The 12,178-nt window shown below is 42.9% G+C and carries 11 protein-coding genes; 2 read left to right on the plus strand and 9 right to left on the minus strand.

From position 1 onward, the window contains the following. Nucleotides 1-277 precede the first annotated feature (277 nt). The 8 genes from K9M07_07320 to K9M07_07355 all read right to left on the minus strand — a co-directional run bounded on the left by K9M07_07320 (nt 278) and on the right by K9M07_07355 (nt 8,296). Nucleotides 278-1,813 (minus strand): glycerol-3-phosphate dehydrogenase/oxidase, encoded by a 1,536-nt coding sequence (locus tag K9M07_07320; protein ID MCF7853031.1) that lies wholly within the window; start codon nt 1,811-1,813, stop codon nt 278-280. A 13-nt stretch (nt 1,814-1,826) separates the two neighbouring features. Continuing rightward, a complete protein-coding gene (glpK, locus tag K9M07_07325; GenBank protein MCF7853032.1) occupies nt 1,827-3,332 on the minus strand; it encodes a glycerol kinase GlpK in 1,506 nt (501 codons plus the stop codon). A gap of 137 nt (nt 3,333-3,469) precedes the next feature. Beyond that, the gene (locus tag K9M07_07330; protein ID MCF7853033.1) at nt 3,470-4,579 is read right to left on the minus strand and encodes an ankyrin repeat domain-containing protein; all 1,110 of its coding nucleotides are present in this window, start codon (nt 4,577-4,579) and stop codon (nt 3,470-3,472) included. A 2-nt stretch (nt 4,580-4,581) separates the two neighbouring features. Next, nucleotides 4,582-4,989 carry a PspC domain-containing protein gene (locus K9M07_07335; protein ID MCF7853034.1) on the minus strand — a complete coding sequence of 136 codons (408 nt, stop codon included), beginning with the start codon at nt 4,987-4,989 and terminating at the stop codon, nt 4,582-4,584. Nucleotides 4,990-5,170: 181 nt separating this feature from the next. After that, complete coding sequence (locus tag K9M07_07340) at nt 5,171-6,280, minus strand: PDDEXK nuclease domain-containing protein (protein MCF7853035.1); 1,110 nt, start codon at nt 6,278-6,280, stop codon at nt 5,171-5,173. 73 nt (nt 6,281-6,353) lie between these two features. Continuing rightward, nucleotides 6,354-7,184 (minus strand): RluA family pseudouridine synthase, encoded by an 831-nt coding sequence (locus K9M07_07345; GenBank protein ID MCF7853036.1) that lies wholly within the window; start codon nt 7,182-7,184, stop codon nt 6,354-6,356. A gap of 43 nt (nt 7,185-7,227) precedes the next feature. After that, nucleotides 7,228-7,659, minus strand: coding sequence for a disulfide bond formation protein B (locus K9M07_07350; protein ID MCF7853037.1), 432 nt, complete (start codon nt 7,657-7,659; stop codon nt 7,228-7,230). Then, nucleotides 7,652-8,296 carry a DsbA family protein gene (locus K9M07_07355; protein ID MCF7853038.1) on the minus strand — a complete coding sequence of 215 codons (645 nt, stop codon included), beginning with the start codon at nt 8,294-8,296 and terminating at the stop codon, nt 7,652-7,654. Before K9M07_07355 ends, K9M07_07350 begins: the two co-directional genes overlap by 8 nt. A gap of 104 nt (nt 8,297-8,400) precedes the next feature. Here K9M07_07355 and K9M07_07360 point away from each other — a divergent pair, with 104 nt between their 5' ends. Together K9M07_07360 and K9M07_07365 are read left to right on the plus strand one after the other, a co-directional pair. After that, nucleotides 8,401-8,883 carry a hypothetical protein gene (locus tag K9M07_07360; GenBank protein ID MCF7853039.1) on the plus strand — a complete coding sequence of 161 codons (483 nt, stop codon included), beginning with the start codon at nt 8,401-8,403 and terminating at the stop codon, nt 8,881-8,883. A gap of 133 nt (nt 8,884-9,016) precedes the next feature. Continuing rightward, nucleotides 9,017-10,651 (plus strand): ankyrin repeat domain-containing protein, encoded by a 1,635-nt coding sequence (locus K9M07_07365; protein MCF7853040.1) that lies wholly within the window; start codon nt 9,017-9,019, stop codon nt 10,649-10,651. Between the two features lie 218 nt (nt 10,652-10,869). Here the strand turns inward: K9M07_07365 and K9M07_07370 are convergent, their stop codons facing one another. After that, nucleotides 10,870-11,853 (minus strand): hypothetical protein, encoded by a 984-nt coding sequence (locus tag K9M07_07370; GenBank protein MCF7853041.1) that lies wholly within the window; start codon nt 11,851-11,853, stop codon nt 10,870-10,872. Nucleotides 11,854-12,178 lie beyond the last annotated feature (325 nt).

Below are 12,178 nucleotides of genomic sequence, written 5' to 3' on the forward strand. Positions count from 1 at the left end.
AGAGAGTCCATAGTTTTACCGTTTGTGCTTGATAACCAAACAGTATGAATGATTGAGCGCTCTCTATCAATTTTTTTCTTGTCCAATCCTATGATCGATGAGCGTCAGCGAGTTGATCATAAAATTGTACAAAGTCGAGTATTTACACTCATCTTAAGTTTCCATGAAAAAAGATATTAATGCCTGAAATTGTAATAAAATCTTCCTTAAATTTCAACTTAAAAGGTGGGGTTTTTAAAGAGTAAAACCTTATAATTAAATATTTAATAAATATGTTTTAAAGCTGTTCCGGTAGGTATGGGTGGCTGAGTTGGTCAAATGTTTTGACTTGCTCATCGATCCAAGAGCGATCTCTCCCCAGTTCTTTTGCCATTAAGTGGGCGACGAGTAGGGCTGAGGCGCGGGCGGCTTTGGCTCCGAGAAGTAGAGAGCGGGTGCGGCGGGAAAGCACATCTTCAATGGTGCGGGCCATTTCATGGCGCACGGCCCAAATGATTTCGCCTTTTTGATATGGGAGATCGGGGTGGATTAACTCGCTATAAGAGGGATCCTCTTTGAAAAGCGTTAAAAGGGAATGGATATCGGATCCGTAAACACTCATTAAGTTGTCCGGATCGGCTCCATCGAGATAGCCATGGAGTTTAAGCGTTTTGGTTTTACAGGCGACTTTCTTGAGTTTTGCCACTTTAATCGCTTCATTAATGACGTCTTCTCCCATTTTACGGTAGGTAGTCCATTTTCCACCGATGATTGAAATTAAATGGGATTCTGAAGTGAGGATGAGGTGATCGCGCGATACTTTAGAAGTGTCACTTTCTTCACTCACCTTGGCAAGGGGTCTAATGCCTGCAAAGATGGAAAGCACATCGGATGGGGTGATGGGATGGGCTAGATAGCGTTTAGCTTCCGTAAGGATGAAATCAATTTCACTTTGCAAGGCTATGGGTTCGGCCGTTGGTTCTTTAATCGGGGTGTCTGTTGTCCCCGCAATAACCCTCCCGTGCCAAGGGACGAGAAACAAAACGCGATCATCCTGTGTATGGGGGACTAAAATGGCATGATCACTTGATAGAAGGGAAGCGCGCAAGACGAGATGGACGCCTTGGCTTAAAAAAAGACGCGGTTTAGCCGTGGGTGTATCGAGTTGTCTTACCTGATCGGAAAAGATGCCCCCGGCATTAATCACACATTTTCCGGCAACTTGATAGGTATGATTTGTTTCTTTATCTCGAATGATAACGCCTGTGATGAGATCTCCCGTTTTGATTAAAGATTCACAGCACATATAATTGAGGGGAATGCCTCCGAGATCAATGCACGTTTTCATTAGCGTGATGGCTAATCTTGAGTCATCAAACTGTCCGTCGTAATAGATCACCCCGCCTTTGAGGCCTTCACTTTTTAGGTTGGGGAGCGCCTTAAGGGTTTCTTCTTTGTCAATGTGATGAGATTTTTCTAACCCTAGATCACCGGCAAGAGCATCGTAAATTTTTAAACCAAAGCCATAAAATGGGCCTTCCCACCACTGGTAGTTGGGGACTAGAAAAGGGCGATGGCTGATCAGGTGAGGGGCATTATGGCATAGGCGGCCCCGTTCTTTTAGTGCTTCCGTGACAAGGGATAAGTTGCCTTGTTGCAGGTAGCGGAGTCCACCATGAATCAACTTTGTCGAGCGCGATGAGCTCGCTTTGGCAAAGTCATACTGTTCGACTAAGAGGGTTTTATACCCACGTGCTGCGCTGTCGACAGCAGCTCCAAGTCCCGTAGCGCCACCGCCGATAATGATCACATCAAACCGGGGGGTCTTCGTCATTTGATGAATGAGATCACGACGTTGCATCAGGCTCATTCTCCCATAACTTGGCGCAGGCAATAGCGCGCATCCAATTTTTTTTCGGCAGTTGTATTTCTTGACTAGAGCTATGTGGCGCGTAGGCATCTTGAGGGAGCCAAAGCGCTGCAATTTCCTCGATGTTTTTCCAATATCCGACGGCAAGACCCGCTAAAAAACTTGCCCCTAAGGCCGTCATTTCTTTTGAGGTGGGTTTTTCAATTTTCATTTGAAGGAGATCCGATTGAAACTGCATGAGTCGTTTGGAGACGGTGACCCCGCCATCGACCCTCATAACGGCATTTTCTAATTTTGCGTCGAGCATCATCGATTGAATGACATCACTCACCTGAAAGGCGATGCCTTCAAGCATTGCTAAACATAAATGAGCGCGGGTGGTGCCGCGGGAGAGGCCTAAAATCGTCCCTCTTGCTTTAGGGTCCCAATGCGGGGCTCCAAGTCCGGTAAAAGAGGGGACGATATAAACCCCATTCGTGTTTTGAACGGTGTCGGCCAAGCGATCCACATCGGAAAAGTTTTCAATCATTTTAAGCCCGTCGCGAAGCCATTGGATGCTTGCCCCTGCCATAAAGACACTTCCTTCGAGGGCATAGGTGGTTTGGCCATTCATTTGCCATGCAATGGTCGTAAGTAGCCGGTGTTTAGAGAGCGTAGGCTCAGGCCCGATATTTAATAGGGAAAAAGCTCCTGTTCCGTATGTCGTTTTGATCATCCCCTTTTCAGTGCAGGCATGGCCGAACAAAGAGGATTGTTGATCGCCTGCAATGCCCGCAATCGGAATGGGTGTTGAAAATAGTTCTGATTGTGCTTGCCCATACACTTCACTTGAAGAATGCACTTCGGGGAGGAGAGATCGGGGGATTTCAAAAAGATCCAAAAGGTCTTGATCCCACTCGAGTGTGTTGATATTAAAAAGCATGGTGCGTGAGGCATTGGTGACATCTGTGATGTGATGACGCCCACAGGTGAGATTCCAAATCAGCCAAGTATCAATTGTTCCGAATGCCAACTCGCCTCTTGCTGCCTTTTCTTTAGCTCCCTCTATATGATTCAAGATCCATCGGATTTTGGTTGCTGAAAAGTAAGGGTCGAGGGTGAGGCCGGTTTTGCGATTGACTAAATCCTCGAATCCTCGATGTTTCAGTTCTTTACAAAACTCAAAGGTGCGTCGATCTTGCCAAACAATGGCATTGTAGATGGGGCGTCCGCTTGCGCGATCCCAAATGACGGTTGTTTCTCGTTGGTTGGTAATTCCAATGGCCCGAATCTCTTTCATCGGGATTTTAGTCTTTGCAAAGACTTCTGCAATGACAGCTGCTTGCGATGACCAAATTTCAGTTGCATCGTGCTCAACCCAACCCGATTCGGGGAAGATCTGTTCAAACTCGCGCTGAGATAACCCTTTAACATGAGCCTTCTCATCAACTATGAGCGCGCGTGAGCTTGTTGTTCCTTGATCAAGCGCTAAAATATAACCCATTTGCAACAACACCCTTTAAAAGAGTGGCGTATACAATTGATTGCTTTCATTGTCAAAAAAAATATAGCCCACTTCTTTTGAGCAAAGGCCAAGCCCTAGTCAAAGTTCGACCTACGACAAAAAAAACAACTCTTGAATCACGGGTATATGCTCATCGCAAGGGAGCGGAGGAGCTCTGCTATATCTTCATGCCCCTTCTTAGCAGCCAACATTAAAGCTGTCCTTCCTTGGTTATCGGTCCTATCGATTGATGCGCCTTTTGCTACAAGAAGTTTTACGACTGCTATCTGCCCCTTCTCGGCAGCAAGCATCAAAGGCGTCTTTCCCATAGAGTCAGCCATTTCGACTGATGCTCCATTTTCTAAAAGGCACTCTGCTACTCCCATATGTATATGCTGAGTAGCTTCCATTAAAGGTGTTATTCTCCAGCAATCAGCCCTATCGATTGATGCGCCGTTTGCTAAAAGAAGCTTTATGACTGCTATATGCCCCTTCTCAGCAGCAAGGATCAAAGGCGTTATTCCTCCGTTGTCACCCTTATCGATTAGTGCACCTTTTGCTAAAAGGAGGTTTATCATTCTTGTATCCCCCTTTTCAGCAGCAAGCATCAAAGGGGTTTTTCCTTCGCGATCAGCCTTGTCGACTGAGACACCTGATTCTAGAAGCCTTTTGACAATTAGATCATACCCTAAGCGTGAAGCTTCTATTAATGCACTGTTTCCGCGCGATTCAATGATGTCGGGCGATAGGGTTTGAGTAGGATCTAATAGCCATTGTTCATATTCATTTTGATATCGAGGACCTTCGGCTTTACCTGTTTTAATGTTGCGAACCATACCAAAGATTCCTTTGATAAATTCCTGTGCTAATTTCGCCTGCTCTATTGAAGCTTCTTCAGTGGGGAATTCACGCCGTTGCGGTTTAAGTCTATACAATGCTTCTCTTTCAAAAATAAGGTGTCGAATTCTATCGGGTTCCCCTAAAGAAGAATTAATAACCCTAGGTTGCACTGGTTGAAGCCATGCTCTGCGTATGGGTAAACAATGCATAGCTCGGGAAAAGGAATTATAAATTATTTCCAAGCGAGTGAGGGGAATAACATGAGGGGAAATTGTTTGATGCTTCATAGCTTCTACCCATGCATCAATTGGCAAATAGGGGAGGGCTTTGTCAGTAAGCTTTTTGTTGTTTTCAAAGGCTTCTCTAACAAATGCAGAGCTATCTATGGGCGATACTCTGGAAGCCATGATTATCCGGCCTTAAGAGGGATGATAAGGATGCCAATAAAGTAGGCGATTAAGAGGGGGACGAGTCCCGTGATAATACAGAGAAGAACGAAGACAATGCGCAAAATGGTGGGATCGATTTTGAAATAATCGCCGATACCGGCGCAGATGCCGGCAAAAACGCGCTTTCTCGGGTTGCGCATCAGTTTTTTAAATTTTGGCTGAATGTAAGCCCTTGACGGACTTTCCGGGATTAAAAGAGCCGCTATAAGGTAAAGGAGGGGAAGGGTAATGACGCCCGTTGGGATGATAAGAAAGACGGCAATGAGCCGTAAAATGGTCGGATCAATATTGATATATTGCCCAAGGCCACCAAAAACTCCTGCAATTTTGCGATCCCAGCGACAACGGTATAGTTTTTTTATAGTCATGAAATCATTGTAGCGAGTGGTTTTTGATTTGACAATCGAAAACTTTATCGGCGGGAATGTAAAAGCGCTTGCGCTTTAAAAGCATAGAGCATTTACCTCAAGTTAATGGGCTCTTACAAAGAGAGCCTCGCAACTATTTCTGCATGCCCATTTTCAGAAGCCAACATCTTCCGATCATTATTCATTTTGATGTTGCTTTTTTCATGTTTTTTACTCTTTTTGCCCTCGGAGTTGGAATGGCACTTAGCTCTGCTTCAATCTCATCAATTGTTGGAAGTTGCCCTTTTAGCTTTTTAGGTAGGGTTGAAATGATTTTTGTCTCATATTCAGCTACTCCCATGGGCTTGTGAATATCCCGAAGTGCGTATTCTGCAATGAAATTGTCTTTGCTTTTGCAAATCAAAATACCAATGGTTGGATTATCTGTGGAATGTTTCATCAGATCATCAACGGCGGATAAATAGAAGTTCATCTTACCCGCAAATTCAGGTTTAAAATCAACTGTCTTAAGTTCAATCACCACAAAACATCTCAGTTTTAAGTGATAAAATAATAGGTCGATATAGAAGTCCTTGCTGCCTACAACCAAATTGACTTGTCTACCAACAAAGGAAAAGCCTTGACCTAACTCAGACAAAAATTTCTCAACGTGCTTGAGTAACCCTTCTTCTAGATCTTTTTCGATGTGTTCTCTAGCCAGCTCAAGAAAATCAAAGTTATAAGGGTCTTTCAGGGTATCATGAGCTAATTGTGAATGTGGATCGGGCAGTCTATCTTGAAAATTAGTAATGGCTTTGCCATGTCGTTTGTAAGTTTTTATTTTAATAGAGTCCACTAGAGCATTGCGAGACCATCCTTCTTGAATAACCATATTGACATACCAAAGGCGTTCATCGAGAGATTTAAGCCCTTCAAAAATAGCAATATTATGCCCCCATGGGATATTGAAAATAGGTAGGTTTTCTAATTTACCCACAGCCTGTGGGGAAATTGAATATGCCAGGTAAAATGCCCTCATTCTTCCCATATTTGTCTTGGAAAATCCTTCGATCCCCGGAAATTCATTCTGAATATCCCGCGCAACCCTATTTATAACGCCGGAGCCCCAACCATCTTTCTCCTGTCTTTCAACGATTTCCCGTCCTATATCCCAATACAGTCGAATTAGCTCTCGATTCACCGCTAAGGCTGCTTTAAATTGAGCGGATCGTATCTTTTTCTTAAGCTGTGTTACGAACCTGCCATAATCAGCAGAAACAATGCTTTGCCGCTTAGAAACAGTCTTTTTCATCACTCTAACTCACGCGGTTGCGGTTTAAGTCCATATAGGTTTGCTTTTTCAAAAATAAGGTATAGTCATGAAATCATTGTAGCGAGTGGTTTTTGATTTGACAATCGAAAACTTTATCGGCGGGAATGTAAAAGCGCTTGCGCTTTAAAAGTGTAGGGTGATCAAATTCAAGGACAATGGCATGCAAGGCAAGGCGTGATAAAGTGTTTGCTGTTGCGCCGTATTTGATATCCCCAACAATAGGATGACCTATGTCATGGGCTTGGGCTCGGATTTGGTTTTTACGGCCTGTTTCTAATGTCAAAAGAAGTTCGGAAAATTGATCGGATTGTTTTACGACTTCATAGTGTGTGATGGCCATTTTTCCGCGATGAGAGTGGGTGACGTGCACTTTCAAAGAAGGATCTTCGATGAGTCGCGACATCCATGTCCCTTGTTGAGGTGACACTTTGCCTTGAACAATGGCGCGGTATTGGCGTTTAATCGAGTGATCAAAAAACTGTTCTTTGAGGTGATCGCGTGCTTTTTCATTGAGAGCAAAAACAAGAATGCCCGATGTTTCTCGATCAAGGCGGTGAACGGGAAACACGCGTTTAGGTTTGAAATGGCGCTTTAAAATATCATGTGCATTGGGCGCATCTTCTTTGTCGAGATTGACGGATAGTAAACCGGCCGGTTTATTAATAACGACGAGGTCTTTGTCTGCGTATAAAATTTGTATGTCGTGTTGAAGAGGAGGTTGCCGGTGATTTTCAAGCATGACCTTATCATCGCTCAAAGTGAGCTGGTGGGGCTTTTTACAGCTGCGCCCATTGAGTAAAATGCGTCCTTGCAAAATCCATTTTTTGATTTGCGAGGAAGAACTTTCAGGGTATTCAAGTTTTAATTTGTCTAGTAGCTTCATAAAACATCGTGAAAAAAAGAAAAGGATATCACAATTTCATATTTTATGCCATGTACCCTTTTTCAGGCTTAAGTAGGGGAGACTTTTTAGTCGCAAGTTTGAGGCAGCTAATGATGAGTAAACAAGCTGTTAGGGAGAGGAGCGGCATGAGATAGGGGTTTGCGGTGCTAATATGGGTGCAGTGAGTCGATGAGCCGCATGTCAAGTGCTTAAAATGTATAAAAAAAATTTGAGTTAGCGAGGTGGCGATCCCGAGGATCGGTAGTGGGATAAGATAAGGGGCGACCTTTGTATGCTGAGTATAAACGGCCCCTCCTAAAATGAGCGCAAGTGGGAATAAAGAGAGGCGTTGATACCAACAAAAAGAGCAGGGGGTGATGCCGCGCGCTTCTCCAAAATAGAGGCTCATTCCCGTAGCAATGAGTGCAATTAACCACGCAAAATACAATCCCTGTCTTTGTAGGTGCTTAATCATTTTTTTGTTCCTGCTTAGCAAGGGCTTGATCAATCATTTTTTCAAGAGTGGGATAGAGAAAGTTAGGCGCGCGCGCGCCATTGATAAACAAGGTTGGAACTTCAATCTCAGGTTGAATCCATTTTTCTGCATGGCTCATGTTATTATTCAAAACAGGCATAAAGAGACCCGATTGAACGCAATGATGGAGTGTTTTGTTATCGATATGGGGGAGTTTTTGTACGATTTGATCCATAATCGGACGAATATGCGCTCTAGGTTGGTACTCAAACCAATCCTTTAGAAAAAGCCAAAAATCCGCTTGATTTTGAGAAAACACACAAAGAGCCGTCAAAGATACTTCTTGTGAATGAGGTAAAAAGGCAATGGGGATGAGAGAGAGGGTGATTTTATTGGTGTCGATATAATGCTCTTTAAGTAAAGGAAAGACGGTGTTGGAAAAGTATTGGCACTCTTCACACATCAAATCTTCAAATAAGACCACTTGAACGGGGGCTTCGGGATGACCGATTGTAGGCAAATTGGCCGTAGTGAGCCTAATCGGTGGCATGAAAACAAAAATACCAACAAGAAAGGCGATAAATAGCCCCGAAGTCAATAAAACAAGGAATTTATCTCTATTGTTTGGTTTTGCCATATTGTTTGATAGTGCCTAAATAGAGGATAATAATTCAAATATTTCTTGATTGATCGATCTAAATCAGGTAATGAGACAATCAAATGGCATTAAAGGGTTAAGTGATGTTTGAGTACCGCAAATGGATTATTCGATTGACCAATGTGGGATACGTCTTAGGATGTAGCGTTTTATATGTCATCGCATTATGGATTATTTTCTTTGCGCTTGTCACGGCGGTCATTGATATTAGCCATGGGACTTACCGCGTCTATGAACTCTTAGATGATGTGAGTTTGCTCGTATTTTCAATTGCCGTTTTAGATGTGGCAAAATACTTAATGCTTGAAGAGGTGCTCAGGAAAAAAGAGGATCGCCATCCCGATGAGCTCAAAAACTCTTTAACAAAATTTGTTTCGATTGTGGTCACGGCGCTCTTCCTTAAAGGACTTGTCCTTGCCATTGACGTATCAAAGCACGATATTACAAATTTACTCTATCCTATTGCTCTGCTTCTTACGCCCGTTGTTTTGATCATCGGTCTTGGGATTTATCACCGCCTTCATCTCATCCAACCTGTCAAAAGCCGTGCTAAACGTAAAAAATAATACGTTTACCTCGACTTTGTAACTTTTTGGATCTGAGGGCCTCGAGATATTTCCTCAACTGTTTATACTTTTTTTTAAGCTTGTGCAATTCTCATTTTTTCAGCACCATTTCAGTATACCATGGAGAAGGAAAATGGCAGCAATAAGCCCAACAAGCGCCGAGGTAGTAAGCAGAGCTATTCCGCCCGATGGCGTCCATAAGTTAGAACAAAAAGTAACCGATCTTTGCAAAGCTCTATTAGACACTGCTAATACGGAAACAATTAAACTGCTGATTAAAACATGTTCTTTGAATCAACTCAGCACGGCACTTATTCTTGTCACTGAAAAGGGGCATGAGTTTGCTATGAGGACTCTTTTAGACGCAAGGGCGAATCCTAATGCAACTACTCCATATGGAGAGACAGTATTACATCGCGCAACGTATAGGGATAATGTGAATGCGGTCAGGACCCTATTAGGGGCATGGGCATATCCTAATGCAACTGATAATGATGGAGATACAGCATTACATTTCGCAGCAAGATGGAGCAAATTGGATGTAGTCATGGCCCTATTAGAAGCCGAAGCAAAACCTAGTGCAACTAATAACAATGGGCAAACAGCATTACATCTTGCAGCAAGAAATAGCAAATTGGATGTAGTCAGAGCCCTATTAGAAGCCGGTGTAAATCCTAATAAAACTGATAACAATGTGCAAACAGCATTACATCTTGCAGCAAGAAATAGCAAATTAGATGTAGTCAAAGCCCTATTAGAAGCCGGTGTAAATCCTAATAAAACTGATAACAATGTGCAAACAGCATTACATCTTGCAGCATTGGGGGGCAGTGTGGATGTAGTCAGGGCCCTATTAGAGGCCGGGGCAAACCCTAATGCAACTAATAACAATAGGCAAACAGCATTACATCTTGCGGTACAGAAGGGCAATATGGATGTAGTCAGGGCCTTATTAGAGGCCGGGGCAAACCCTAATGCAACTGATAGTGATGGAGATATAGCATTGCATCTTGCGGTACAGAAGGGCTATATGGATATAATCAGGGCCCTATTAGAGGCCGAGGCAAACCCTAATGCAACTGATAGCCAAGAACATACAGCATTACATCTTGCGGTATTGGAGGGCAATGTGGATGTAGTCAGGGTCCTATTAGGAGCCGGAGCAGACATTTATAAGCGTGCCCGTGGACGTCAACCTCTTGATCTAGCCCTAATCTGCGACAAGGGGGCCCCCGTAATAGGAGAGCTTTTGAGGCATGGGGCTTTCGATAAAGCAGAAAGAGAATGTACACCTTTGATACTCCTAATAAATGACACCGATTCCATTGATCATTATCATCGTTGTATTAATCAGCTAGAAAAGCTCCAAGCCTTCCTGAGCAACCTTCCTAGAGATTACGTTAACGAGAGGCTATTACTACCGGAGATTTGTTGCGTTGTGAGAAGCATGCCGAAGGAAGAAGATAAAATAGAGGCGGCAGCTAAGCCAATTGCGGCCTTTATTCGAAAACATACTCTTACTGAGTCGTCTCTTTTCTTAGAAAGGATGAGGAAAATCAATCCTTCTTTACTCCCCCCCCTTAGGGAAGCATTTAATATGGTTCAAAATTGGAAGCGAAGAAAGCAAATCATTCAATGGCGAAGAGCTGTTGAATGCTCAGCGCGCAAAGAAACCCCTGACCAATGGAGGGAGACCCGTATACGAGTAGTGCAAGACAGCAAAAAGTGGGTTAAGAAAGAGGCTCCTACCTGTTGTGTCTGCTCCTAAAACAAAAGGACCCATTTTTATATAAATCTATTATCTCGACTTTGTAACTTTTTGGATCTGAGGGCCTCGAGATATTTGTTCTCTAGGGAGTTATTAAAACCGGGAAGGGGTTTTTTACCCTTTCTAGGGTTTAATAATCTCCCAGTTCGACCATAGGCCGAACGCATGATGCGCAAAGACCGAGGCAGGCGGGACCAAAAAGTTGCAAAGTCGAGGGTTTACCACTCGAATGAATTGATAAACTTGAAGAGCTCCTGCTCGAGATCGTATTTCATCTCTTTGGGATAAGAAATCTCAATCTTATAGATGGTATTTCCAATGAGAATCAATCGGCCCATTCTTTCAGAGTCTCTATCTTCCAAGGTGTAGTGAAGAGAGGGGTTATTGCGGTAGCGAAAGTTCTTCTTGCTGATGACTTTAGCGCCGGGAACATTATCCGTAATAATTTTGAGAGAGCCTCTTAAGATCAATTTATGGCCCCAACTCATTAAATTATGGGGGATTTCAATTGAGGAGATGGTGTATTCAACCGCCCCGTCATGATCTGTAAAGACGAGCTCTTTCAAACCGAGTTGTTTTTGCTCTCCCTTAGGGAGATTAAGCGTGAAGTCGCGCTCTTCGGGGTTATTGGGAAAGGCCGCTTTCCACGATTGCTCCGGGTGTTTGTATGTGACCCAGTTGAGTTTCTTTTGGATTTTTCCATTTGCAGCAATCTCAGTTTGAGATCCCGATTCGATATCAAAGTTTAGGCCGGTATATCCAAAAACGCCAACAACAATAGTCCATAGGATAATCAATTTGTGGAGCTTGCGTTTTTTAGAGATCAGTTGACTTGGTGCATTTGATTCCTCTCGGATTAAGACAAATGCCACAACAATGTTAAAAAGCGGGATGAAGAATAGGAAGGATTTAAGTGCCGATAGGGAGCAGCTTTTAATGAGTTCAATGAATTTAAGCCGATGGGGGATAGAGATACCAAAGAGGTATTTTCCGGGGGTTGTTTTAAAGAGTTTGAGTAGAAGGATTTCAAGGGGAAGCCATAAGAAGCTAACGCCAAAGAAAATTGCTAGAAGCTGAGGCAATGTGTAATCAAATGACAATAAATTGCTTATACAAAGAAACCCTGAAATGACAAGTGTGTAATCAAGGAGCTTTGCACAGATTCTTTTCCAAAGAGCCGGGCGTTGGGGCAGATCAGACATAATGAAATCCTTTTTTACAGGGATTTTAACATGAAATGTTATTAAAAATCAAAAATAAATGAGATCTAAAACAATATACATAAAGTTTTAATAATTAGTTGTGTAAGCGTGTTGTTCAAACTGTAAAATTATTTGTTTATTTCGCTAAAATATGTTAATAAAAGGTTATATACCAAAATGAATTGAAGAATTGGGTTTTATCTTCGCCGGCATCTTCGACTTTTCACCCTTAATTTTTTGACCTATCTTCAATAGGATCAAAAAATTAAGCCGGCTAAAGCCTGATAAAAATTCGAAGCGCCATCTTTGCTAAAATCCCAACTCT

This window comes from Simkaniaceae bacterium, from assembly GCA_021734805.1.
GTDB lineage: Bacteria > Chlamydiota > Chlamydiia > Chlamydiales > JACRBE01 > Amphritriteisimkania.